The sequence below is a fragment of the Photorhabdus akhurstii genome (assembly GCF_019090985.1).
Lineage (GTDB): Bacteria > Pseudomonadota > Gammaproteobacteria > Enterobacterales > Enterobacteriaceae > Photorhabdus > Photorhabdus akhurstii.
In genome coordinates this window covers 3,974,363-3,997,576 of sequence record NZ_CP020335.1, presented here as the reverse complement: position 1 = coordinate 3,997,576, position 23,214 = coordinate 3,974,363, and the positions used below count along the sequence as shown (strand labels likewise).

The 23,214-nt window shown below is 41.4% G+C and carries 28 protein-coding genes and 2 pseudogenes; 28 read left to right on the top strand and 2 right to left on the bottom strand.

Features of this window, described 5'->3' with window-relative positions; genetic code table 11:
• Positions 1-2 precede the first annotated feature (2 nt).
• From B0X70_RS16865 to B0X70_RS16800, 19 genes and pseudogenes are all read left to right on the top strand, one after another.
• Positions 3-500 carry a DUF4123 domain-containing protein gene (locus B0X70_RS16865; RefSeq protein WP_046394450.1) on the top strand — a complete coding sequence of 166 codons (498 nt, stop codon included), beginning with the start codon at positions 3-5 and terminating at the stop codon, positions 498-500.
• A complete protein-coding gene (locus tag B0X70_RS16860) occupies positions 497-838 on the top strand; it encodes a hypothetical protein (protein ID WP_046394449.1) in 342 nt (113 codons plus the stop codon). The genes B0X70_RS16865 and B0X70_RS16860 overlap by 4 nt, the downstream gene beginning before the upstream one ends.
• Before the next feature lies 1 nt (position 839).
• On the top strand, positions 840-1,256 hold the full coding sequence (locus B0X70_RS25315; protein ID WP_246593326.1) for a hypothetical protein: 417 nt from the start codon (positions 840-842) through the stop codon (positions 1,254-1,256).
• Between the two features lie 36 nt (positions 1,257-1,292).
• Entirely contained in the window at positions 1,293-1,598 is a 306-nt protein-coding gene (locus tag B0X70_RS25310; protein ID WP_246593325.1) for a Tox-REase-5 domain-containing protein, read from the top strand.
• A gap of 17 nt (positions 1,599-1,615) precedes the next feature.
• Complete coding sequence (locus tag B0X70_RS16850) at positions 1,616-2,338, top strand: Imm52 family immunity protein (protein WP_217469899.1); 723 nt, start codon at positions 1,616-1,618, stop codon at positions 2,336-2,338.
• Between the two features lie 46 nt (positions 2,339-2,384).
• Complete coding sequence (locus tag B0X70_RS25610) at positions 2,385-2,513, top strand: PAAR domain-containing protein (RefSeq protein ID WP_256448131.1); 129 nt, start codon at positions 2,385-2,387, stop codon at positions 2,511-2,513.
• A gap of 1 nt (position 2,514) precedes the next feature.
• Positions 2,515-3,279: a Tox-REase-5 domain-containing protein gene (locus B0X70_RS16845; RefSeq protein ID WP_217469898.1), complete on the top strand. Its 765-nt coding sequence runs from the start codon at positions 2,515-2,517 to the stop codon at positions 3,277-3,279.
• Between the two features lie 13 nt (positions 3,280-3,292).
• Entirely contained in the window at positions 3,293-4,015 is a 723-nt protein-coding gene (locus tag B0X70_RS16840; RefSeq protein WP_036777741.1) for an Imm52 family immunity protein, read from the top strand.
• 45 nt (positions 4,016-4,060) lie between these two features.
• Positions 4,061-4,189 (top strand): PAAR domain-containing protein, encoded by a 129-nt coding sequence (locus tag B0X70_RS25605; RefSeq protein ID WP_256448130.1) that lies wholly within the window; start codon positions 4,061-4,063, stop codon positions 4,187-4,189.
• 1 nt (position 4,190) lies between these two features.
• Positions 4,191-4,964: a Tox-REase-5 domain-containing protein gene (locus B0X70_RS16835; protein WP_217469897.1), complete on the top strand. Its 774-nt coding sequence runs from the start codon at positions 4,191-4,193 to the stop codon at positions 4,962-4,964.
• Between the two features lie 12 nt (positions 4,965-4,976).
• The gene (locus B0X70_RS16830; RefSeq protein WP_105395685.1) at positions 4,977-5,699 is read left to right on the top strand and encodes an Imm52 family immunity protein; all 723 of its coding nucleotides are present in this window, start codon (positions 4,977-4,979) and stop codon (positions 5,697-5,699) included.
• A gap of 45 nt (positions 5,700-5,744) precedes the next feature.
• Positions 5,745-5,873: a PAAR domain-containing protein gene (locus tag B0X70_RS25600; protein WP_256448129.1), complete on the top strand. Its 129-nt coding sequence runs from the start codon at positions 5,745-5,747 to the stop codon at positions 5,871-5,873.
• A 1-nt stretch (position 5,874) separates the two neighbouring features.
• Positions 5,875-6,648 (top strand): restriction endonuclease fold toxin 5 domain-containing protein, encoded by a 774-nt coding sequence (locus B0X70_RS16825; protein WP_217469896.1) that lies wholly within the window; start codon positions 5,875-5,877, stop codon positions 6,646-6,648.
• Positions 6,649-6,660: 12 nt separating this feature from the next.
• Complete coding sequence (locus tag B0X70_RS16820) at positions 6,661-7,383, top strand: Imm52 family immunity protein (protein WP_217469895.1); 723 nt, start codon at positions 6,661-6,663, stop codon at positions 7,381-7,383.
• Between the two features lie 46 nt (positions 7,384-7,429).
• Entirely contained in the window at positions 7,430-7,558 is a 129-nt protein-coding gene (locus B0X70_RS25595; RefSeq protein ID WP_256448127.1) for a PAAR domain-containing protein, read from the top strand.
• Between the two features lies 1 nt (position 7,559).
• Positions 7,560-8,324: a restriction endonuclease fold toxin 5 domain-containing protein gene (locus tag B0X70_RS16815; RefSeq protein WP_217469894.1), complete on the top strand. Its 765-nt coding sequence runs from the start codon at positions 7,560-7,562 to the stop codon at positions 8,322-8,324.
• 12 nt (positions 8,325-8,336) lie between these two features.
• Positions 8,337-9,059, top strand: coding sequence for an Imm52 family immunity protein (locus B0X70_RS16810; RefSeq protein ID WP_217469893.1), 723 nt, complete (start codon positions 8,337-8,339; stop codon positions 9,057-9,059).
• A gap of 46 nt (positions 9,060-9,105) precedes the next feature.
• Complete coding sequence (locus tag B0X70_RS16805) at positions 9,106-9,369, top strand: PAAR domain-containing protein (protein WP_217469892.1); 264 nt, start codon at positions 9,106-9,108, stop codon at positions 9,367-9,369.
• A 737-nt stretch (positions 9,370-10,106) separates the two neighbouring features.
• Positions 10,107-10,264: pseudogene (locus B0X70_RS16800) on the top strand (ISKra4 family transposase); the annotation flags it as partial.
• A 283-nt stretch (positions 10,265-10,547) separates the two neighbouring features.
• Here B0X70_RS16800 and hmpA read toward each other — a convergent pair.
• Positions 10,548-11,741, bottom strand: a pseudogene (gene hmpA / locus B0X70_RS16795) (NO-inducible flavohemoprotein); the annotation flags it as partial.
• 366 nt (positions 11,742-12,107) lie between these two features.
• Here hmpA and glyA point away from each other — a divergent pair.
• The 5 genes from glyA (at position 12,108) to treC (ending at position 19,162) form a co-directional block, all read left to right on the top strand.
• Entirely contained in the window at positions 12,108-13,361 is a 1,254-nt protein-coding gene (gene glyA / locus B0X70_RS16790; RefSeq protein ID WP_217469890.1) for a serine hydroxymethyltransferase, read from the top strand.
• Positions 13,362-13,553: 192 nt separating this feature from the next.
• Positions 13,554-14,699: a 3-phenylpropionate MFS transporter gene (locus tag B0X70_RS16785; protein ID WP_217469889.1), complete on the top strand. Its 1,146-nt coding sequence runs from the start codon at positions 13,554-13,556 to the stop codon at positions 14,697-14,699.
• Positions 14,700-14,773: 74 nt separating this feature from the next.
• Positions 14,774-15,721 carry a trehalose operon repressor TreR gene (treR, locus tag B0X70_RS16780; RefSeq protein ID WP_105399116.1) on the top strand — a complete coding sequence of 316 codons (948 nt, stop codon included), beginning with the start codon at positions 14,774-14,776 and terminating at the stop codon, positions 15,719-15,721.
• Between the two features lie 148 nt (positions 15,722-15,869).
• The gene (treB, locus tag B0X70_RS16775) at positions 15,870-17,291 is read left to right on the top strand and encodes a PTS trehalose transporter subunit IIBC (protein WP_036812492.1); all 1,422 of its coding nucleotides are present in this window, start codon (positions 15,870-15,872) and stop codon (positions 17,289-17,291) included.
• A gap of 209 nt (positions 17,292-17,500) precedes the next feature.
• On the top strand, positions 17,501-19,162 hold the full coding sequence (gene treC / locus B0X70_RS16770) for an alpha,alpha-phosphotrehalase (RefSeq protein ID WP_217469888.1): 1,662 nt from the start codon (positions 17,501-17,503) through the stop codon (positions 19,160-19,162).
• Between the two features lie 101 nt (positions 19,163-19,263).
• Here treC and suhB read toward each other — a convergent pair whose 3' ends face one another.
• Complete coding sequence (gene suhB, locus B0X70_RS16765) at positions 19,264-20,067, bottom strand: inositol-1-monophosphatase (RefSeq protein WP_217469887.1); 804 nt, start codon at positions 20,065-20,067, stop codon at positions 19,264-19,266.
• Between the two features lie 132 nt (positions 20,068-20,199).
• On the opposite strand from suhB, the gene trmJ reads away from it, so the two are divergent.
• The 4 genes from trmJ (at position 20,200) to iscU (ending at position 23,182) form a co-directional block, all read left to right on the top strand.
• On the top strand, positions 20,200-20,925 hold the full coding sequence (trmJ, locus tag B0X70_RS16760; protein WP_046395937.1) for a tRNA (cytosine(32)/uridine(32)-2'-O)-methyltransferase TrmJ: 726 nt from the start codon (positions 20,200-20,202) through the stop codon (positions 20,923-20,925).
• A gap of 87 nt (positions 20,926-21,012) precedes the next feature.
• Positions 21,013-21,507: a Fe-S cluster assembly transcriptional regulator IscR gene (iscR, locus tag B0X70_RS16755; RefSeq protein WP_217469886.1), complete on the top strand. Its 495-nt coding sequence runs from the start codon at positions 21,013-21,015 to the stop codon at positions 21,505-21,507.
• Positions 21,508-21,556: 49 nt separating this feature from the next.
• Complete coding sequence (locus B0X70_RS16750) at positions 21,557-22,771, top strand: IscS subfamily cysteine desulfurase (protein ID WP_214069106.1); 1,215 nt, start codon at positions 21,557-21,559, stop codon at positions 22,769-22,771.
• 24 nt (positions 22,772-22,795) lie between these two features.
• Entirely contained in the window at positions 22,796-23,182 is a 387-nt protein-coding gene (gene iscU / locus B0X70_RS16745) for a Fe-S cluster assembly scaffold IscU (protein WP_036812482.1), read from the top strand.
• Positions 23,183-23,214: the final 32 nt, after the last annotated feature.

Genomic DNA, 23,214 nt, shown 5'->3' with positions numbered 1-23,214 from the left:
TTATGACACTTGAATTAAGCGAAAAATTGGTTAATTACCAGAAAAAACATCCCGGCATTCGGCTTTACGCGCTGGTGAATGGTTTGCAGTATGAACGCTGTTTTGGTGAGGAGATTAATTATATCTTGGGTGTCAACAACCCACTATTCCGGCACTATCCAGATTCAAAACTTGCATTTGCAGGCCCGTGGCTGTTTGATATGGAATATGCGCATCAATGGCAAGAGAAATTGTCAATACTTGAAGAAACGTATCCGGCAGTATCATGGTTATTAACCTCTCTGTCATTAGATAAGCTGACCCGCCATCTTGTGTCATATTTAAATATTCAACTTCCGACAAAACAGACCGCACTGCTACGTTTTTATGATCCTCGTATTTTGCATCGCATCAGTGACATTTTTAGTCATGAACAATTGTTTGCATTCACGCATGATATTAATAAATGGGTTTATCAATACAATGCCACTTATTATTCGGTGTCAGGAGCTCCATTATGATTGAATTGACTCAGGAACAATTTGATATTATCACCAAACTGGAAAAACAGACGGTGATTGATCGTATACAGGCCGAACTTCTCACTAAACATGCGGATTTAATTCCTTCCCCATCTTCGCTGAACGAACGGCTAATGGCTGCTTATGACTATTTGCTGTCATTAAACTTTCAGGATAAATACTTGATTCAATCCTATTTATCTCTGGTCGCGTTTAATCCTGATTTTCAGCATGCCTTGCCAATCAAGACAGCCTTAGAGTCCCCTGATCAAAAACCCGAGCAGCAATTTAAAGATATTCTTTTTATTGCAAAAAATAAGATAAATAGGAGACGTTAATATGCCAATACCCTTATTAGCTCCGGTCGCAGTGGGTGCGGCTGAATATGTCGCCAGCGCCTGTGCCGGAGTATTAATTGCAGTCGGTATCATGGAAACCGGTAAAGATAAATCCGTTATAGAGGATGACGACATTCACCATAAGAAAACGGATTTTGTGATAAGCCCTGAAATCACAGATGAAGATCGAAATATCGTCTGGAGCGCCGAAGCCCATGCAGATTTTTGGGAGGACGATGATTTAGGAGATGAATCTGTTGATGCCAGTGCGGTTCAAACTAAAGCCCAGTCTGAAACGGAAGAGTGTGAAAAAACGGAAACTAAAAAAGCGTGCGAGGCTTGCCTTGCTATTCCGGTGACAAGTGAAAAATATCGCAAGGTGAGTCGTTGGAGCGCTATCACGATTAACTATCAGTGATTTATTGCGAAAACTCAATATAACCCGCTCACACAAATGATCCAGGAATTTCAATGCCTGAAAGTGACCTTTGATGGCTGGCGGCCGGCATATTGCCTGTTTCTGGAGGCTAAAGCGCGGTATGACCAGTTTTTTAATAGTAAAGGAAATCCTAAAAATTGGTGGAAGGGAATTTATTCCGCTAAAGAGCAGGCACGCAGACATCAAGTAGTCTGTGATGCACTGGATAATACTCCGCGTGTGGAATGGCATTTTTTACAGCCTGTCAGTTCTGGCTATTTTAAGATATTGTTCGGTGAATATAGAAATATCAGTGTTCACTATACCCCTGCGACGCTTTAGTTTAATACGAGGTCAACATGGCAATAATTCATATAAAATTTAATATACGTTATGAGCAACAAGAAAACATTACTCCTAATATTGCATTGATAGATTTGTTTCATATTACTCAGAAAATAGATATCTTTTTGGGGCAGAAAAAAAGCTGGTTCTTAAAGGGATATTCCCGTAAAGATGCCTTGAAACATATTGTATTTGATGAGCAGGGGCCAACTGAAGTTGCCATAAAAAGTTTCGAAAAAGATTATAAGAAAAATTTCCCTGCTATTATTAATGGAATATGGGATGGTGAAAAGGATGAATTAGATAGTGGAATTGATTATTTTAAATCATCAACTTCTCGCCCGAATTGGGTGTGGTTAGTATTAAATTTAGCGGCTGATACTAGTCAGCTAAGTCTATCTCGGTTAATTAACTTAGTTAAATACTTAGCGACCAGCCGTGATTTTCCTTATATTCAGGTGGAAACTAACGGCTATACCTTAAAAGGCAGGCAGGTTTTTCCTGATCGCCTTAGTGTCGGCTGGATGCTTTACCAGCCCCGTATTATTGATAAGTTCTATCTGCCTATGGCGGAAGATGTGCTGCCTGTGTACCAAAATAATGAACAGATCGGCACTCTGATTATCACCAAGAAAGGGATTTTTGATGGAAGAAATCAGGAGGATATTGATAAATCCAATGATATTGAAATTCAGTTGGTAAATCTGGGATTACTGCCATTAATTACCGAAGTGTAATGGAGGATGATATTTTTTACCAATTGAAAAACGATGGAGAATTTTCATGTCAAAAGCGGTTATTCTGCTGGGCGATACGACAGATCATGGCGGTAAGATTATTACCGCTATTGATGAATATACTCACAATGGTGTTCCTATTATTGCAAAAAATAAGATAAACAGGAGACGTTAATATGCCAATACCCTTATTAGCCCCGGTCGCAGTGGGTGCGGCTGAATATGTCGCCAGCGCCTGTGCCGGAGTATTAATTGCGGTTGGGCTGATGGAAGCCGGTAAAGATAAATCCGTTATAGAGGATGACGACATTCACCATAAGAAAACGGATTTTGTGATAAGCCCTGAAATCACGGATGAAGATCGAAATATCGTCTGGAGTGCCGAAACCCATGCGGATTTTTGGGAGGACGATGATTTAGGGGATGAATCCGTTGATACCAGTGCGGTGCAGACTAAAGCCCGGTCTGAAACGGAAGAGTGTGAAAAAACGGAAACTAAAAAAGCGTGCAAGGCTTGCCTTGCTATTCCGGTGACAAGTGAAAAATATCGCAAGGTGAGTCGCTGGAGCGCTATCACGATTAACTATCAGCGATTTATTGCTAAAACTAAATATAACCCGCTCACACAAATGATCCAGGAATTTCAATGCCTGAAAGTGACGTTTGATGGCTGGCGACCAGCGTATTGCTTATTTCTGGAAGCCAAAGCGCGGTATGACCAGTTTTTTGATAGTGATAGTAAACCTAAAAGGTGGTGGAAAGGTCAGATTTCTGCGCGAAATCAGGCAAAAAGACATCAAGTAGTCTGTGATGTACTGGAGGGAACTCCTTATGTGGAATGGCATTTTTTACAGCCTGTCAGCTATGGGTATTTTAAAATACTATTTATTGAACATAAAAATATCAATGTTTATTATACTCCTTGTAAAGATTTAACTTAATTTGAGGTCAACGATGGCAATAATTAATTTGGAAATCAATGCACGTTATGAACAACAGGAAACTATTACCTTAAATACGGTGTTAATGGATTTATTTTACATTACAAGGCAGATTGATATTTTTTTCGGGCAGAAAAAGACCTGGTATTTAACTGGATATTCTAGAAAACAGGCTTTACAACATATTGTGTTTGATGAGCAAGGACCAACTGAAGTTGCGATTAGAGACTTTGAAAAAGAGTATAGGAAAAATTTTCCTTCACTTATCAATGGAATGTGGGATGGACAAAAAGATGAATTATCTTGTGGCATTATTTATGATAAATCAAAATCTGGGCATCCTAACTGGGTTAAGTTAGAACTCAATTTAAAAATTGACAGTAGCCAACTGAATGCATCCCGATTAATTGATTTAGTTAAATACTTAGCGACCAGCCGTGATTTTCCTTATATTCAGGTGGAAACTAACGGCTATACCTTAAAAGGCAGGCAGGTTTTTCCTGATCGCCTTAGTGTCGGCTGGATGCTTTACCAGCCCCGTATTATTGATAAGTTCTATCTGCCTATGGCGGAAGATGTGCTGCCTGTGTACCAAAATAATGAACAGATCGGCACTCTGATTATCACCAAGAAAGGGATTTTTGATGGAAGAAATCAGGAGGATATTGATAAATCCAATGATATTGAAATTCAGTTGGTGAACCTGGGATTACTGCCATTAATTACCGAAGTTTAATGAGGGATGATGTTATTTCCAATTGAAAAACGATGGAGAACTTTAATGTCAAAGGCGGTTATTCTGCTGAGTGATATGACAGATCATGGCGGTAAGATTATTACCGCTATTGATAAATATACTCACAATGGTGTTCCTATTATTGCAAAAAATAAGATAAACAGGAGACGTTAATATGCCAATATCCTTATTAGCTCCGGTCGCAGTGGGTGCGGCTGAATATGTCGCCAGCGCCTGTGCCGGGGTATTAATTGCGGTTGGGTTGATGGAAGCCGGTAAGGATAAATCCGTTATAGAGGATGACGACATTCACCATAAGAAAACGGATTTTGTGATAAGCCCTGAAATCACAGATGAAGATCGAAATATCGTCTGGAGTGCCGAAACCCATGCGGATTTTTGGGAGGACGATGATTTAGGGGATGAATCCGTTGATACCAGTGCGGTTCAGACTAAAGCCCAGTCTGAAACGGAAGAGTGTGAAAAAACGGAAACTAAAAAAGCGTGCAAGGCTTGCCTTGCTATTCCGGTGACAAGTGAAAAATATCGCAAGGTGAGTCGCTGGAGCACTATCACGATTAACTATCAGCGATTTATTGCGAAAACTAAATATAACCCGCTCACACAAATGATCCAGGAATTTCAATGCCTGAAAGTGACGTTTGATGGCTGGCGGCCAGCATATTGCCTGTTTCTGGAGGCTAAGGCGCGGTATGACCAGTTTTTTGATACTGAAGGTGAACCCAAAATTTGGTGGAAAGGGAGTAAATCAGGTAAAAAACAGGCGGAAAGGCATCAAACTGTTTGTGATGTACTAGAGGGGACTCCGCATGTGGAATGGCATTTTTTACAACCAATCAGTTATGCTTATTTTAAAGGAATATTTAGTCAATTTAAAAATATCAGTGTCCACTATACTCCCTGTGCCGATTTAATGGCGAGAATTTAATTCGAGGTTCAAATGACAATAATCCGTATAAAAATCAATGTGTATTATGAACAACAGGAAACCATTACTGTAGATACAGCATTAATGGATTTATTTCATATTACACGGCAAATCGATATCTTTTTCAGACAGGAAAAGACATGGTATTTAACTGGTTATTCACGAAAAGAGGCCCTAAAACACATTGTGTTTGATAAACAAGGGCCAACAGAAAAGACAGTGAGCTATTTTGACAAATCTTATAAAAAAGATTTTCCTTCACTTATTGAAGATATGTGGGATGGTGAGCGGGATGAGATAGCCAATAGTATTAGTTATAATAAACTGTCTACAAGAGGTCCAAACTGGGTTTGGCTAGAATTCAATTTAAAAATTGATAGCAGCCAACTGAATGTATCCCGATTGATTGATTTAGTTAAATATTTAGCGACCAGTCGTGATTTTCCTTATATTCAAGTAGAAACCAACGGCTATACCTTAAAAGGTAAACAAGTTTTCCCTGATCGCTTAAGTGTTGGCTGGATGCTTTACCAACCCCGCATTATTGATAAGTCTTACCTGCCTATGGCGGAAGATATGCTCCCTGTGTATCAAAATAATGAACAGGTCGGCACTCTGATTATTACCAAAAAAGGGATTTTTGATGGAAGAAATCAGGAGGATATTGATAAATCCAATGATGTTGAAATACAGTTGGTGAATCTGGGATTACTGCCATTAATTACCGAAGTTTAATGAGGGATGATGTTATTTCCAATTGAAAAACGATGGAGAACTTTAATGTCAAAGGCGGTTATTCTGCTGGGTGATATGACAGATCATGGCGGTAAGATTATTACCGCTATTGATAAATATACTCACAATGGTGTTCCTATTATTGCAAAAAATAAGATAAACAGGAGACGTTAATATGCCAATACCCTTATTAGATCCGGTCGCAGTGGGTGCGGCTGAATATGTCGCCAGCTCCTGTGCCGGGGTATTAATTGCGGTTGGGTTGATGGAAGCCGGTAAGGATAAATCCGTTATAGAGGATGATGACATTCACCATAAGAAAACGGATTTTGTGATAAGCCCTGAAATCACAGATGAAGATCGAAATATCGTCTGGAGTGCCGAAACCCATGCGGATTTTTGGGAGGACGATGATTTAGGGGATGAATCCGTTGATACCAGTGCGGTTCAGACTAAAGCCCAGTCTGAAACGGAAGAGTGTGAAAAAACGGAAACTAAAAAAGCGTGCAAGGCTTGCCTTGCTATTCCGGTGACAAGTGAAAAATATCGCAAGGTGAGTCGCTGGAGCACTATCACGATTAACTATCAGCGATTTATTGCGAAAACTAAATATAACCCGCTCACACAAATGATCCAGGAATTTCAATGCCTGAAAGTGACGTTTGATGGCTGGCGGCCAGCATATTGCCTGTTTCTGGAGGCTAAGGCGCGGTATGACCAGTTTTTTGATACTGAAGGTGAACCCAAAATTTGGTGGAAAGGGAGTAAATCAGGTAAAAAACAGGCGGAAAGGCATCAAACTGTTTGTGATGTACTAGAGGGGACTCCGCATGTGGAATGGCATTTTTTACAACCAATCAGTTATGCTTATTTTAAGGGAATATTTAGTCAATTTAAAAATATCAGTGTCCACTATACTCCCTGTGCCGATTTAATGGCGAGAATTTAATTCGAGGTTCAAATGACAATAATCCGTATAAAAATCAATGTGTATTATGAACAACAGGAAACCATTACTGTAGATACAGCATTAATGGATTTATTTCATATTACACGGCAAATCGATATCTTTTTCAGACAGGAAAAGACATGGTATTTAACTGGTTATTCACGAAAAGAGGCCCTAAAACACATTGTGTTTGATAAACAAGGGCCAACAGAAAAGACAGTGAGCTATTTTGACAAATCTTATAAAAAAGATTTTCCTTCACTTATTGAAGATATGTGGGATGGTGAGCGGGATGAGATAGCCAATAGTATTAGTTATAATAAACTGTCTACAAGAGGTCCAAACTGGGTTTGGCTAGAATTCAATTTAAAAATTGATAGCAGCCAACTGAATGTATCCCGATTGATTGATTTAGTTAAATATTTAGCGACCAGTCGTGATTTTCCTTATATTCAAGTAGAAACCAACGGCTATACCTTAAAAGGTAAACAAGTTTTCCCTGATCGCTTAAGTGTTGGCTGGATGCTTTACCAACCCCGCATTATTGATAAGTCTTACCTGCCTATGGCGGAAGATATGCTCCCTGTGTATCAAAATAATGAACAGGTCGGCACTCTGATTATTACCAAAAAAGGGATTTTTGATGGAAGAAATCAGGAGGATATTGATAAATCCAATGATATTGAAATTCAGTTGGTAAATCTGGGATTACTGCCGTTAATTACCGAGGTTTAATGAGATGTGATGTTATTTACCAATCGGAAAACGATGGAGAACTTTAATGTCAAAGGCGGTTATTCTGCTGGGTGATATGACAGATCATGGCGGTAAGATTATTACCGCTATTGATGAATATACTCACAATGGTGTTCCTATTATTGCAAAAAATAAGATAAATAGGAGACGTTAATATGCCAATACCCTTATTATCTCCGGTCGCAGTGGGTGCGGCTGAATATGTCGCCAGCGCCTGTGCCGGAGTATTAATTGCGGTTGGGTTGATGGAAGCCAGTAAAGATAAATCCATTATAGAGGATGACGACATTCACCATAAGAAAACGGATTTTGTGATAAGCCCTGAAATCACGGATGAAGATCGAAATATCGTCTGGAGTGCCGAAGTCCATGCGGATTTTTGGGAGGACGATGATTTAGGGGATGAATCTGTTGATGCCAGTGCGGTTCAGACTAAAGCCCAGTCTGAAACGGAAGAATGTGAAAAAACGGAAACTAAAAAAGCGTGCGAGGCTTGCCTTGCTATTCCGGTGACAAGTGAAAAATATCGCAAGGTGAGTCGCTGGAGCGCTATCACGATTAACTATCAGCGATTTATTGCGAAAACTAAATATAACCCGCTCACACAAATGATCCAGGAATTTCAATGTCTGAAAGTGACGTTTGATGGTTGGCGACCAGCGTATTGCTTATTTCTGGAAGCCAAAGCGCGGTATGACCAGTTTTTTAATAGTGAGGGGAAACCCAAAAGTTGGTGGAAAGGTGATGAATCAGGCAAAAAACAGGCTGAAAGGCATCAAAAAGTCTGTGATGTTCTAGAAGGCACACCTTATGTAGAATGGCATTTTTTACAACCAATCAGTTATGCTTATTTTAAGGTACAGTTTAGCGAGTATAAAAATATCAGAGTTCATTATACCCCCTACGACAGTTTATTTTAATCTGAGGTCAACATGACAATAGTTCGTATAGAAATAAATGTACGTTATGAACAGCAAAAAACTATTACTGCTAATACGGCATTGATGGATTTGTTTCATATCACACAGCAAATCGATATATTTTTCGGGAAGAAAAAAACATGGTTTTTAAAAGGATATTCCCGAAAAGAGGCATTAAAACATATTGTGTTTGATGAACAAGGGCCTACAGACGAAGCAGTAAGTTATTTTGAAAAATCTTATAAAAAAGACTTTCCTTCACTTATTGAAGGTATATGGGATGGTGAAAAGGATGAGTTATCTAGTAGTGTTAGTTATAATAAATTGTCAACAAAAGGTCCTAACTGGGTTAGGTTAGAACTCAATTTGAAAATTGACAGTAGTCAGCTTGGTATTTCCCAATTAATTGATTTAGTTAAATATCTAGTCACCAGTCGTGACTTCCCTTATATTCAGGTCGAAACCAACGAATATACATTACGGAATAAACAGGTTTTCCCTGATCGCTTAAGTGTTGGCTGGATGCTTTACCAGCCTCGTATTATTGATAAATCCTATTTGCCTATGGCGGAAGATGTGCTCCCTGTGTATCAAAATAATGAACAGGTAGGCACTCTGATTATTACCAAAAAAGGCATTTTTGATGGAAGAAATCAGGATGATATTGATAAATCCAATGATGTTGAAATACAGTTGGTGAACCTGGGATTACTGCCATTAATTACAGAAATTTAATGAAAGGTGATGTTATTTACCAATCGGAAAACGATGGAGAACTTTAATGTCAAAGGCGGTTATTCTGCTGGGTGATACGACAGATCATGGCGGTAAGGTGATTACCGCTATTGATGAATATACTCACAATGGCATTCCTATAGCAGGTAAAGAAGATTTGGTGGAGTGCCCTCAATGCAAAGGTATTTTTCCTATTATTCAGGGTGCTAGCTCTCTAAAATATAAAGGAAAACCTATTGCGCTTGAAGGAATGCAAACAGCCTGTGAGGTAAACTTGATTGCCAGTCAGAGTAACGGCCTATTCCAATAGGACTATTTTATTTGCCCTTCTTTGCCATAAAGAGCGAACCTAGGTAGTGATCAGACAAAAGCATGAGCTTTTGAACGCACTTTTAGTGCGGCCCGTAGGGTGAGCGAAGCGAATCATCCTCACGTATTACATTCTCCATTCATGCTCTCACTATGATTGCGTTTTATGCTTCGACATTAAATGATGTTTTAAATAAGGGGTTAATTGTTCCAATAGATTACTATTAGATTGGGCTATAGTAAGTTCTTCCCAGCCATCAGTGGACAGTATAAAAACCGTTGAGAGAATTATGGTCATCTCATCCGTGGGAGTTGACGAGTTATACCCGTTAGCTTTGAATACACCTAGTTCAGTATGTATTCTGCTGATTTTGAATGGCAGAAGTGACGTTGGTAATTTCATCAAAAATCATCCTTCAATGGTATGAAGTAGAAAGAAATTGTAAGAAAAAGCGTAAATGCTAATGTTATATAGAAGAGATAACCGTAGCCAATCACTTGATAAATAGCGCCTCCCATAAGACCTCCCAAGCATAACGCACCCCAAGAGAAAAGTCTGTAAACAGCATTAGTCCTCGAAAATATACCCTCCGGTATTAATTTCTGTCTGTAAGTTACAGCAATACAATCCCAAAAACCCATACCACAGCCGAGTAAAAAAACGGATAAAAGCATTGCATAGATAGTATGATTCAGCGCTATAACAAGGGTAGATAAAAATGCCAAGCTCAGTGAAATGGATACGTCAGAAACCGGGACGACAGAAAACACCATTTTGAAATCATCGCCGGAAAATCATTCATGGCTAATGTCCCGACCAAACGTTTTGGTTTTGTGCAATGTCTGGAAGATCACTCAGAAGAAAACTCATAGCCCAGCTATCTTCACAGGGTATTGTTCACTGTTCATTTATAAGAACGGTCTGCAACAATTACGCCTATTGGGATAGGCGCTAAATTTACCCATGACTCTTGAAATCAATGGAGCTGACGTCCGATAAGGCGGGCTCCATGATAAACAAACTCTATAAAGTCTCTAAGATAGTGATGAATTGGTTTTTCAGTCACATTAAGTATATTCAATATACATGAATATTGAATATCAGAGCCTATAAATTAAAGATAGTTTATGTTCAGTTCACTTTATTGGCTATTATCACCGTAATATTAAGCTGAAAATTTAAATCACTTTATGTGGGCCAAAACATTCATAGTGAATAAATTGTTTATCAATTCCTATATCCAATAACTGCTTCGCTACATATTGCATAAAGGGGACAGGACCACAGAAATAGAAGTGCATTCCTTCTGTTTTCAACTCTTCATTCAGAACCGTCAGATCCATAAAACCTTTGTGTTGATAATGAATACCTTGTTGATCTTCATCCCTTGGTTCACGGTACCAAATTGTGCTAGCAAAATTTGGCATCGCCTGCGCCATTGTTGCGACTTCATTGCTAAATGCGTGATGGCCGCCGTGTTCAGCCGCATGTAACCAATTAATCTGGCTGTTGTGATTTTGTTGGTGGAGGTGATGCAACATACTCATCATGGGTGTCAGGCCAACGCCCGCAGAAATTAAAGTAACCGGTGTTTCTGGTTTAATATCAAGGAAAAAATCACCGCGTGGGGCGGCCAGCCAGACGGTATCGCCTTCTTGCATCTTATCGTGCATATGGTTGGAAACGATTCCTTGTGGCTCACGTTTGATTGCAATCCGATAGCTGGAACCATTCGGTGCTGCCGTCAGTGAATACTGGCGAATTTCTCGGTTGTCAAAACTATCATCTGCCAGATAAATACTCAGATACTGGCCAGGTTTGTAATCCATCACTTTCCCGCCATCTTGAGGCACAAATTCAAAGCTGCAAATCACTTCACTTTTTACCTCTTTCCGGCTGATACGGAATGGACGCAAACCACGCCAGCCGCCATCTGTTGATTCACCGCTATGATAGATTTGCTCTTCACGATTGATAAAAACATCAGCCAGCACGCCATAAGCTTTCCCCCAGGCGTTCAGAATTTCATTTCCCGGCTGGAACATTTCATCCAACGTTGCCAACAGGTGAGTACCGACAATCTGATAATGCTTTGGTTGAATATTCAGACTAGCGTGTTTATGCGCGATTTTTTCCACTGCCGGTAGTAGTACCTCTAAGTTATCAATGTTGGCTGCGTAGGCACAGATCGCATTGAACAGGGCTTCACGCTGATCGCCATTAAGTTGATGGCTCATATTAAAAATGTTTTTTAACTCAGGATTATGTTTAAACATCCGCTCATAGAAGTGGGCTGTCAGTCTTGGTCCGGTAGCAGAAAGTAATGGAATAGTTGATTTGACAGTTGCAATAGTTTGGCTATCCAGCATGGTGAAACTCCTGAATTTCTTTCAAGTGATAATGAAAGTTATAACATGTATTTTAAATGCAACTTATACCCTTTTGGGGATTTTGTAAATATAGAATGTGGTCTTTATGGTGAAAAAAATATTCGTAAAAGATATTTGCACTAAGGAAAGGACTACTTTAGGTCATAAATTCTGACAAAATAGGAAAAATGCAGCGTAATTTTCATTCTTCTATTTAAAACAGATATCTTGCTTGTGACAGGCTATGCAATCGTTTGCGTAAAATATTTTGTCAAGACTATCTCATTCGGTGAAAAGGGTTTACACTGTGTGCCATTCGGCCCTTTAGGGTGTTGTTTGAAGAGAAGTTAGCTGAGTCAGGAGAACCCAATGTTAAAGCGTGAAATGAATATTGCTAGTTATGATCCCGAACTATGGCAGGCGATGGAGCAGGAAGTTGTTCGTCAGGAAGAGCATATCGAGTTAATTGCTTCTGAAAACTATACCAGCCCAAGAGTTATGCAGGCACAGGGCTCTCAACTCACTAACAAATATGCTGAAGGTTATCCGGGTAAACGCTACTACGGCGGCTGTGAATATGTAGATGTTGTTGAACAATTAGCTATCGATCGCGCTAAGGCGCTGTTTGGTGCTGATTATGCCAACGTTCAGCCACACTCTGGTTCTCAAGCGAACGCGGCAGTTTATATGGCTTTGCTGCAACCGGGCGATACGGTTTTGGGGATGAATTTAGCACATGGCGGTCATTTGACTCACGGCTCTCCGGTTAACTTCTCTGGTAAGTTATATAACGTTGTGCCTTATGGCATCGATGAGAGCGGTAAAATCGATTATGACGATATCGCGGTACAAGCTCAAAAACATCAGCCAAAAATGATTATCGGTGGTTTCTCCGCTTACTCCGGTGTGGTTGACTGGGCAAAGATGCGTGAAATTGCAGACAGCATTGGTGCTTATCTGTTCGTTGATATGGCGCATGTTGCTGGCCTAATCGCCGCAGGAGTATATCCTAACCCGGTTCCTCATGCTCATATCGTCACTACCACGACGCATAAAACACTGGCTGGTCCACGTGGTGGTTTGATCCTGGCGAAAGGTGGCGATGAAGAGTTATATAAAAAACTGAACTCTTCTGTATTCCCTGGTTGTCAGGGTGGGCCTCTGATGCATGTTATTGCAGGTAAAGCGGTGGCATTGAAAGAGGCAATGGAACCAGAGTTCAAAGCGTATCAACATCAGGTTGCAGATAACGCAAAAGCTATGGTTGAAGTGTTTTTGGCACGTGGTTACAAAGTGGTTTCTGGCGGTACAGAAAACCACTTGTTCCTGCTGGATCTGGTTGATAAAGAGATCACGGGTAAAGATGCCGATGCTGCGTTGGGCCGTGCAAATATCACGGTAAACAAAAATAGCGTGCCTAATGATCCGAAGAGTCCATTTGTGACTTCTGGTGTGCGTATTGGTACGCCTGCGATTACTCGTCGTGGTTTTAAACAAACAGAAGCGCGTGAATTGGCTGGCTGGATGTGTGATGTATTGGACAACATCAATGATGAAGCGACCATTGAAGCAACTAAGCAGAAAGTTCTGGCTATTTGCGCGAAATATCCGGTTTACGCATAAATTAAAATTTCAATAAATCATTACAAAACCTGCTCCGGCTAACATTGTTTGCTTAAGTGAGATATTTGAGGCGTAATGCGTGGATTTTCCCCTTGGGGAATATCCACTTCAAGATAACTCTCAATATCTAGTTTCTTGAGCTAACTAAGTTAGTTAGGGGTGGGTTTTTTGCATTTTTTACCAGGGGGATTAATGGTTATTCGATCGACGCGCTGGCTGGCGTTAGATTACTTCACATATTTCTTTTCTTACGGGATATTTTTACCTTTCTGGGCAACCTGGCTCCAGGGTGAAGGTATAGAGTACGATATGATAGGGGTTATATTAGGTGTAGGCTTGATTTCCCGTTTTTTGGGCAGTTTATTGATCGCGCCTACAGTTAAAGATCCCGCAAAACTTATTTTTGCGCTGCGTATATCGGCATTGATAACTTTTATTTTCATTATTGGCTTTACATTAGGAAATCATTGGGCATGGCTCCTGTTTGTCATGGTTGGCTTCAACCTATTTTTTGCGCCGATGATGCCATTGAGTGATGCGCTGGCAGGAACATGGCAAAAACAATTTCCTTTTGATTACGGCAAAATACGGGTTTGGGGTTCAATTGCCTTTATTATCAGTTCAGCATTAACCGGGGAATTAATTTCTGTCTGGGGACATCATGCCATCCTCATCACGATATTGTTTAGCGTCTTCTCTACCTTATTGGTGACATTACTTAGGCCCTCTATCATGCCGGTTGGGGAAACTAAATCTGCCAAAGTGGATGTTGTGTCATTTAAACAGTTGTTATCTGAAAAATCAGTACGTAGGTTCCTATTATGTGTGGCTTTATTACAGGGCGCCCACGCGGGATATTACAGCTTCAGTGCAATTTACTGGAAAAATGCGGGTTATTCTGCCTCGGTAGTCGGTTATCTCTGGTCATTGGGCGTAGTGGCTGAAGTGATTATTTTTACTCTGAGTAATAAATTATTTCGGCGCTGGAGTGCCCGTAATCTTCTGTTGCTTTCTGGTATATGTGGTGTCATTCGCTGGGGATTAATGGGAACATTCATTGCATTACCGGTGTTGATTATTATTCAAATCTTGCATTGTGGCACATTCACTGTCTGCCATTTGGCGGCGATGCGTTTTATCAGTGCGAGAAAAGAAGGGGAAATTGTGCGTTTGCAAGCGGCTTATTCCGCGTTGGCAATGGGAGGCGGTATCGCTGTCATGACGGTAATTGCCGGATTTATGTATGATTATCTGCACGGTGGGATTTTCTGGATGATGGCTTTAATTGCTTTTCCTGCTATCTTTCTGCGGCCGCAGGTTAAAGCTTATAATTATTAACAATATAAATTTAGTGTCTTGCAATATTTTTGCAAGACACTAACTGCCTCTTAATAATGTTTTTATGAGATATCATGTCGAATAAATTAACAATAAAAGATATCGCTCGTTTGGCTAATGTCGGCAAATCAACAGTTTCGCGGGTATTAAACAATGAAAATAGTGTAAGTCCACAAGTACGTGAAAGAGTTGAGGCGATTATCCAACAAAATAATTTTGTTCCATCTAAATCAGCAAGAGCGATGAGAGTGAAAAGTGACAAAATCATTGCTTTAATTGTGTCGCGTCTGGGATCTTTTTCAGAGAATTTATCGATAAGTACCATGTTACCTCTGTTTTACCAGCGTGGTTACGATCCGATTATTATGGAAAGTAATTTTGATCTACAGCTTTTACAGGAACATCTACGTCAATTGGCATTGCGTCATGCGGATGGCATTATTTTATTCGGTTTCACTGGATTGTCAGAAGAGCTCCTCTGCCCTTGGCGTGACAAAATAGTGGTATTTGCCCGCGAATATACGGGTTTTTCTTCTGTATGTTATGACGATATCGGTGCTGTGCGTTTATTGATGAATGAATTCTATCGGCGGGGGCACAGAAATATCAGTTTTCTCGGCGTAGATGATTGTGATACCACGACAGGTTTTCTTCGCCATCAATCTTATCTGAATTATTGTCAACAGAAGGGGTTGCGTTCGCTTTCCGTCCAATGTGATTTAAGCTATCAGAGTGGGTTTCAGTATGTTAATAAGGTATTGAGAGAGAAGACAACAGCTTTAATCTGTGCAACCGATAGTTTGGCTTTAGGTGCATATAAATATTTGCAGCAAAATAATCGGGAAGATATACAAATAGGTAGCATTGGTAATACACCTTTGTTGAACTTTTTATACCCTAACACGCTTTCTATTGATCTGGGTTATAGTGAGGCAGGTAAATATGCGGCTGGTCAATTAATTGCTCAGATAAACCGGCAATACCCTAAAAAACAAGTAATCATTCCGAGTAAGTTGGCTTAAAAATAAGAAATATTGCCGTTTCAATGTGATCTTCAACCCATTTTTGGGAACGTTCCCATGACAAGCATAACCAAATGATATTAGGATGAAATTAGTTTACTAAGCATGCTAATTAGTAATTGATATTCACTTATGATGACTGGCTGTTATGAAAAACAAAATAAATTCTAAAGATATAGAAAAACTAATTACATTAATCGGTGGTTGTGAAAATATAGCCAGTGTAAGTCATTGTATTACCCGATTGAGGTTTGTATTAGTTGAACCAGTTAAAGCCAAGCCGGATGAGATAAAGAATTTACCGATGGTTAAGGGCTGTTTTACCAATGCAGGGCAATTCCAGGTAGTGATAGGCACTAATGTTGGCGATTATTATAAGGTTTTAAATAGTTATCTTGGTCAATCTGAATTGAACAAAAAAGATAAACAACAGGTTGAGAAGAAAAATATGAAATGGCAAGAGCGCTTCATTTCTAAGTTTGCGGAGATATTTTTTCCTCTCTTACCAGCATTAATTAGTGGCGGACTCATTCTAGGTTTCCGTAACATTATTGGTGATATTCCTTTTAGTGAAGGTAAAACTTTAGCTCAAACATATCCTATTTGGAAAACAATATATGATTTTCTGTGGCTGTTAGGAGAGGCGATATTCTTCTATCTGCCAGTGGGTATTTGTTGGTCGGCGGTTAGGATGATGGGTGGAACACCAATATTAGGCATTATATTGGGAGTAACACTGGTCTCGCCGCAATTAATGAATGCTTATCATTTAGGGCAACAAATCCCTGATATATGGAATTTTGGCCTGTTCACGATTGGAAAAGTGGGTTATCAGGCGCAGGTTATTCCGTCACTTTTGGCGGGCGTTACTTTGGGGTGGATTGAAGTTCAGTTAAAACGGGTGGTTCCTAGTTATCTCTATTTAGTCATTGTTCCGGTAGTTTCGTTAATATTGGCGACTTTTTTAGCACATAGCCTTATTGGGCCATTTGGTCGGTTAATGGGTGATGGAGTTGCTTGGGTTGTTAAGGCATTGATGACGGGAAGTTTTGCGCCTATTGGTGCAGCTTTATTTGGATTCTTTTACGCGCCGTTGGTGATTACAGGTATCCATCAAACCACATTAGCCATAGATATGCAGATGGTGCAGAGTATAGGAGGAACACCGATATGGCCTATTATTGCATTATCCAATATTGCTCAGGGCTCCGCAGTTGTTGGTATTATTTTAATCAGTAAAAAGCGTAATGAACGTGAAGTATCCGTACCTGCGGCTATTTCCGCCTATTTGGGCGTCACTGAGCCGGCAATGTACGGTATTAATATCAAATATCGATTTCCTATGCTCTGTGCCATGATTGGTTCTAGTTTAGCCGGGTTGATTTGTGGGTTGGGTGGTGTATTGGCAAACGGTATTGGTGTGGGTGGCTTGCCAGGTATTCTTTCGATCAAACCGCAATTTTGGCTAATTTACGCATTAGCTATGCTTGTCGCCATTATTGTTCCGTTGATTCTCACTACCGTTGTGTATCGGAAGAAGAATATGACCGGTATGTTAGCTGTTGAATAATGCGGTTAAATCTTCACAAATAACAGATATAAAAATATACCCTATGGATTTCAAGATGGATCGCGACGGCAAGGGAGCGAATCCCCGGGAGCATAGAGAACTATGTGACCGGGGTGAGTGAGTGCAGCCAACAAAGAGGCAACTTGAAAGATGACGGGTATAACCATGTGGTTATTCAATTCAGGAAATATATTGATAAGGTGTTTTTGATGGACAAAATCATTCCGTGGTGGTTACAAGGCGTCATCTATCAGATATATCCTAAGAGTTTCCAGGATACTACGGGTAGCGGAACGGGCGATCTTAACGGCATTACTTACCGGCTTGATTATTTGAAGAAATTGGGCGTGGACGCTATTTGGGTGACGCCTTTTTACCGCTCGCCACAGGTAGATAACGGCTATGATGTCGCTGATTATTGTGCGATTGATCTGGCTTACGGCTCAATGGATGATTTTAAGCGTTTGGTTGATGAGGCGCATCAACGTGATATCCGTGTCATCGTAGATATTGTTTTCAACCATACATCGACTCAACACCCTTGGTTTAAACAAGCACAGGATATTGATAGCCCTTATCGGCAATATTACATTTGGCGGGATGGGGAACCTGGGACGCCGCCCAATAATTGGGCGTCAAAATTTGGCGGCAATGCTTGGGCGTGGCATGAAGCAAGCCAACAGTATTATTTGCACTTGTTTGCTGTTGAGCAGGCCGATCTAAACTGGGAGCATGAACCTGTACGGGCTGAACTGAAAAAGATTTGCGAATTCTGGGCTGGCCTTGGTGTTGATGGTTTCCGTCTGGATGTCATTAACTTGGTTTCTAAGCAGCAAGACTTCCCTGAATCAACTCAGGGAGATGGGCGTCAGTTCTACACTGATGGCCCGCGTATTCATGAATTTCTGCAAGAAATGAACAGAGAAGTATTCCAGCCAGCCGGAGTGATGACGGTCGGGGAGATGTCTTCTACCTCACTGGAACATTGTCAACGCTACTCTTCACTGGATGGTGAAGAGTTGTCGATGGTTTTTGCTTTCCATCACTTAAAAGTCGATTACCCTAATGGTGAAAAATGGGTTGCGGCGCCGCCTGATTTTATTGAATTGAAGAAAATTTTTGCCAAGTGGCAGCAAGGCATGCACGAACGGGCATGGAATGCGCTTTTCTGGTGTAATCACGATCAGCCGCGTATTGTTTCACGCTTTGGCGGTGAAGGTGTTTGGCGGGTGCCGTCCGCCAAAATGTTGGCAATGGTACTGCATGGCATGCAGGGAACCCCTTATATCTATCAAGGGGAAGAACTGGGAATGACTAACCCTCATTTTTCGCATATTGAAGAGTATCGGGATATAGAAAGTTTAAATATTTATCAAGAGAAGATTGAGCAGGGCAGTGATAAACAGCAAATCTTATCGGTCTTAGCGAAGAAATCTCGTGATAATGGGCGAACGCCGATGCAATGGGATGCGACGGCCAATGCCGGGTTTACTCAAGGGAAGCCGTGGATAGCGTTGAATAGTGATTACCAAGCTGTGAACGCTGAAAATGCCATCCAGGATGAGGATTCAGTTTTCCATTGTTATGCCCGCTTGATAAAACTGCGTAAAACGTATCCGGTATTGACTTATGGCAGCTATGAAGATTTGTTGCCGTCTCACCCTTGGCTATGGTGTTATGTTCGCCGTTGGGAAAACCAAACGTTGCTGGTTATTGCTAACCTCAGCGCAGAAGTGCAAGAGTGGTCGTTGGATGCTTCTTTATCCCACTGTTCATGGGTGAAATTGATGGGGAACTATCCTGAAAACCAGTTACCTGTAGAAAATATGCAGCTACAGCCTTATGAAGCTGTTTATTGGTTAGCGGAGTAACAACGGTCTTTATTGCTAGTTAAATCAATCGCAGAGTAGACCGCATTTTTTGCGGTCTACCTAAAATACCGTCTTGCAATTCTATTTAGAATTCACTTGAATTAACGTTTCAATGCTTCTGATAATTCATCACGCATTTCGGCCAGAATGTCTTTAACAACGCGTGGATTACCTGCGACAAGGTTGCCGGAATGAATGTAATTATGACCGCCAACGAAATCAGTTACGATACCGCCAGATTCACGAACTAACAGCTCGCCGCCCATAAAATCCCACGGTTTTAGGCCAATTTCAAAGTAACCATCTACCCGACCAGCCGCAACATAAGCCAGGTCCAGAGCAGCGGAGCCTGTACGACGGAAATCAGCACAACGAACAAATAATTTACCCAAAGTATTAATAAAAACAGTGGAATGATGTTTTGCTTTGAATGGGAAACCTGTTGCCAGAATAGTGCCATCCAGATCGCGGGCATTGGTGCCACGCAGACGGTAGCCATTCAACTGTGCCCCTTGACCGCGGGTTGCGGTGAAAAGCTCATTACGCATTGGGTCATAAACAACCGCAACTTCAGTACGGCCTTTAATGCGTACCGCAATAGAAACGGCGAAGTGAGGGAGGCGTTTGATAAAATTGGTCGTGCCATCCAGTGGATCGATTACCCATTGAATATCAGCCTCTTCGCCTGGCAGTTCGCCACTCTCTTCGGTAATAATCGAGTGTTTGGGATAAGATTTGCGAATAACGTCGATAATGAGCGCTTCTGCGGCTTTGTCAACATTGGTAACAAAGTCGTTACTGCCTTTTTGGCTAGCTTCAACCGCATCGGGAGTTTCATAGTTTTTAGCAATTAGGTTGCCAGCTTTACGCGCAGCGCGTATGGCGATGGTCAGCATCGGATGCATGGGATATCTTCCACCAGGATGTTAAAGAACGGGTAATTAATCGGCGCATAGTATAGCAGTAATTCGGAAAAATACTAATGTTGTGTTAAGATATTTGGTTCTTATAACCATCCAGACTATTCAGAAGTTGCCATGTTAGAAAATATCCGCATTATCCTGGTTGAAACTTCCCACACCGGGAATATGGGGTCAACCGCCCGGGCAATGAAAACAATGGGATTAACTAATCTTTATTTGGTTAATCCACTGGTTCAGCCAGATTCTCACGCGATTGCGCTTTCTGCTGGCGCCAGCGATGTTATTGGTAATGCGACGATGGTCGATAGTTTGGATAAAGCGCTGGCCGGTTGTGGATTGGTGATTGGCACCAGCGCCCGTTCAAGAACGTTATCATGGCCGATGGTTGAACCTCGTGAATGTGGTGAACGCAGTGTTCAAGAGGCTGAACACGCGTCGGTTGCCATTGTTTTTGGCCGTGAGCGGGTAGGGTTGACCAATGAAGAATTACAGAAGTGCCATTATCATCTGAATATCCCAACTAATCCGGATTACGGTTCGTTAAATCTGGCGATGGCGGTTCAGCTTGTCAGTTATGAAATCCGTATGGCTTATTTAGCGCGTCAGGATAAAAATGAGCAAAAAACCGATGAAGTGGAATATCCATTAGCTGATGATATGGAACGCTTTTATCATCATCTTGAACGTGTATTAAATGATTCCGGTTTTATTAGAAAAGCGCATCCCGGCCAGATAATGAATAGATTAAGGCGGCTTTTTACCCGTGCCCGGCCTGAGATGCAGGAACTGAATATTCTGCGTGGTATCTTGTCCTCCGTTGAAAAATGGGCGAAGAAATAGTTGAGTAAATTACTAGGTTAAATAGTTGACTAAAATACTCAGGAATGACACAATTTCGCTCATATTTCACCACGGGGTAATTCATTTATGAGATTGACATCTAAAGGGCGTTATGCAGTAACTGCCATGCTTGATGTGGCGTTGCACTCACAAGAAGGCCCGGTACCACTGGCCGACATTTCTGAACGTCAGGGTATTTCCCTCTCCTATCTTGAACAGTTATTTTCTCGCTTGCGCAAAAATGGTCTGGTTTCAAGTGTCCGTGGTCCGGGTGGTGGTTACTTATTGGGCAAAGATGCCAGTGAAATTGTTGTTGCCGAAGTGATTTTCGCAGTTGATGAATCGGTAGATGCTACCCGTTGTCAGGGTAGAGAAGGGTGTCAGGGCGGTGACCGTTGCCTGACTCATGCTTTGTGGCGAGATTTAAGTGATCGTATTACCGGTTTCCTGAGCAGTATCAGTTTAGAAGAATTAGTCAATAACCAAGAAGTATTGGACGTTGCTGGTCGCCAGGATAACGATAAACGCCGTGCACCTAACGGTAGACCACAAGAAACAATTAATGTCAATCTGCGCCCATAAGCAGAGCTTGTGATGAATTGAAGTATTAGAAGTAGGGAGCATGTGAGCAATGAAATTACCAATTTATTTAGACTACTCAGCAACGACGCCGGTTGATCCGCGTGTTGCTGAAAAAATGATGAACTATCTGACCAGGGACGGGATATTTGGTAATCCCGCTTCTCGTTCACACCGTTTTGGCTGGCAGGCTGAAGAAGCGGTTGATATTGCCCGTAATCAGATTGCTGATTTGGTGGGTGCGGACCCGCGAGAAATTGTTTTTACTTCTGGCGCAACGGAGTCTGACAATCTTGCCATCAAAGGCGCGGCTAATTTTTACCAGAAAAAGGGCAAGCACATCATCACCAGCAAAACCGAACATAAAGCGGTTCTGGATACTTGCCGTCAATTGGAACGTGAAGGGTTTGAAGTCACTTATTTGGCGCCTCAGAGCAACGGGTTGATTGATTTAAACGATCTGGAAGCCGCAGTGCGTGATGACACCATTCTGATTTCTATCATGCATGTTAACAATGAAATTGGCGTGGTGCAGGATATTGCCGCCATCGGTGAAATGTGTCGCAGCCGCGGTATCATTTTCCATGTTGATGCCACTCAGAGCGTAGGCAAACTGCCAATTGACTTAACCAAACTGAAAGTCGATTTGATGTCTTTCTCCGCCCATAAAATTTACGGGCCGATGGGAATTGGCGCACTGTACGTTCGCCGTAAACCACGTATTCGTATTGAAGCACAGCAACATGGCGGCGGCCATGAACGTGGTATGCGCTCTGGTACTTTGCCTGTTCATCAGATTGTGGGTATGGGTGAAGCTTATCGTATTGCCAAGCAGGAAATGGAGAGTGAATCTCAGCGTCTGCGTGGCCTACGGTTGCGTCTGTGGCACGGTATCAAAGATATCGAAGAGGTCTTCCTTAACGGAGATTTGGAACACGGCGCGCCGCATATTCTGAATGTCAGCTTCAACTATGTTGAAGGTGAATCACTGATGATGTCATTAAAAGATCTGGCGGTTTCTTCGGGTTCTGCATGTACTTCTGCCAGCCTGGAGCCCTCCTACGTACTGCGTGCGTTGGGGATGAATGACGAACTGGCTCACAGCTCTATCCGTTTCTCTTTAGGGCGTTTTACGACAGAAGAAGAGATCGACTACGCCATTGAACTGATTCACAAATCTATTGGCCGCCTGCGTGAACTTTCTCCACTGTGGGAAATGTTTAAACAAGGTGTGGATCTAAACAGTATCGAATGGTCTCATCATTAATCAGACGGTTTCAGGAGTAACAACATGGCTTACAGCGAAAAAGTAATTGATCACTATGAAAATCCACGTAATGTCGGCTCTTTCGATAATGAAGATCCAACGGTTGGCAGCGGCATGGTCGGCGCCCCTGCGTGTGGCGACGTGATGAAACTGCAAATCAAAGTCAATGATGAAGGCATTATTGAAGATGCGCGTTTCAAAACTTACGGTTGCGGTTCTGCGATTGCTTCCAGCTCTTTAGTGACTGAATGGATGAAGGGCAAATCTCTGGAACAGGCAGAAGCGATTAAAAATACTGAAATCGCAGATGAATTAGAACTGCCGCCGGTGAAAATCCACTGTTCCATTCTGGCAGAAGATGCGATTAAAGCAGCAATTGCGGATTACAAAAGTAAACGTCAGGGCAGATAACGGCCCTTAATAATAAGAAGAAATTTGGTGGA

Coding starts and splice junctions, on each gene's coding strand:
- B0X70_RS16825 (WP_217469896.1), top strand. CDS start 5,875: ATGCCAATACCCTTATTAGATCCGGTCGCAGTGGGTGCGGCTGAATAT.
- B0X70_RS25605 (WP_256448130.1), top strand. CDS start 4,061: ATGTCAAAGGCGGTTATTCTGCTGAGTGATATGACAGATCATGGCGGT.
- iscR (WP_217469886.1), top strand. CDS start 21,013: ATGAGATTGACATCTAAAGGGCGTTATGCAGTAACTGCCATGCTTGAT.
- B0X70_RS16815 (WP_217469894.1), top strand. CDS start 7,560: ATGCCAATACCCTTATTATCTCCGGTCGCAGTGGGTGCGGCTGAATAT.
- B0X70_RS25600 (WP_256448129.1), top strand. CDS start 5,745: ATGTCAAAGGCGGTTATTCTGCTGGGTGATATGACAGATCATGGCGGT.
- treR (WP_105399116.1), top strand. CDS start 14,774: ATGTCGAATAAATTAACAATAAAAGATATCGCTCGTTTGGCTAATGTC.
- B0X70_RS16830 (WP_105395685.1), top strand. CDS start 4,977: ATGACAATAATCCGTATAAAAATCAATGTGTATTATGAACAACAGGAA.
- B0X70_RS16750 (WP_214069106.1), top strand. CDS start 21,557: ATGAAATTACCAATTTATTTAGACTACTCAGCAACGACGCCGGTTGAT.
- B0X70_RS25315 (WP_246593326.1), top strand. CDS start 840: ATGCCAATACCCTTATTAGCTCCGGTCGCAGTGGGTGCGGCTGAATAT.
- B0X70_RS16835 (WP_217469897.1), top strand. CDS start 4,191: ATGCCAATATCCTTATTAGCTCCGGTCGCAGTGGGTGCGGCTGAATAT.
- B0X70_RS16785 (WP_217469889.1), top strand. CDS start 13,554: ATGGTTATTCGATCGACGCGCTGGCTGGCGTTAGATTACTTCACATAT.
- B0X70_RS16840 (WP_036777741.1), top strand. CDS start 3,293: ATGGCAATAATTAATTTGGAAATCAATGCACGTTATGAACAACAGGAA.
- trmJ (WP_046395937.1), top strand. CDS start 20,200: ATGTTAGAAAATATCCGCATTATCCTGGTTGAAACTTCCCACACCGGG.
- B0X70_RS25595 (WP_256448127.1), top strand. CDS start 7,430: ATGTCAAAGGCGGTTATTCTGCTGGGTGATATGACAGATCATGGCGGT.
- glyA (WP_217469890.1), top strand. CDS start 12,108: ATGTTAAAGCGTGAAATGAATATTGCTAGTTATGATCCCGAACTATGG.
- B0X70_RS16860 (WP_046394449.1), top strand. CDS start 497: ATGATTGAATTGACTCAGGAACAATTTGATATTATCACCAAACTGGAA.
- B0X70_RS16850 (WP_217469899.1), top strand. CDS start 1,616: ATGGCAATAATTCATATAAAATTTAATATACGTTATGAGCAACAAGAA.
- B0X70_RS16865 (WP_046394450.1), top strand. CDS start 3: ATGACACTTGAATTAAGCGAAAAATTGGTTAATTACCAGAAAAAACAT.
- B0X70_RS16810 (WP_217469893.1), top strand. CDS start 8,337: ATGACAATAGTTCGTATAGAAATAAATGTACGTTATGAACAGCAAAAA.
- B0X70_RS16805 (WP_217469892.1), top strand. CDS start 9,106: ATGTCAAAGGCGGTTATTCTGCTGGGTGATACGACAGATCATGGCGGT.
- suhB (WP_217469887.1), bottom strand. CDS start 20,067: ATGCATCCGATGCTGACCATCGCCATACGCGCTGCGCGTAAAGCTGGC.
- B0X70_RS25610 (WP_256448131.1), top strand. CDS start 2,385: ATGTCAAAAGCGGTTATTCTGCTGGGCGATACGACAGATCATGGCGGT.
- B0X70_RS16820 (WP_217469895.1), top strand. CDS start 6,661: ATGACAATAATCCGTATAAAAATCAATGTGTATTATGAACAACAGGAA.
- treB (WP_036812492.1), top strand. CDS start 15,870: ATGAAAAACAAAATAAATTCTAAAGATATAGAAAAACTAATTACATTA.
- iscU (WP_036812482.1), top strand. CDS start 22,796: ATGGCTTACAGCGAAAAAGTAATTGATCACTATGAAAATCCACGTAAT.
- treC (WP_217469888.1), top strand. CDS start 17,501: ATGGACAAAATCATTCCGTGGTGGTTACAAGGCGTCATCTATCAGATA.
- B0X70_RS16845 (WP_217469898.1), top strand. CDS start 2,515: ATGCCAATACCCTTATTAGCCCCGGTCGCAGTGGGTGCGGCTGAATAT.
- B0X70_RS25310 (WP_246593325.1), top strand. CDS start 1,293: ATGATCCAGGAATTTCAATGCCTGAAAGTGACCTTTGATGGCTGGCGG.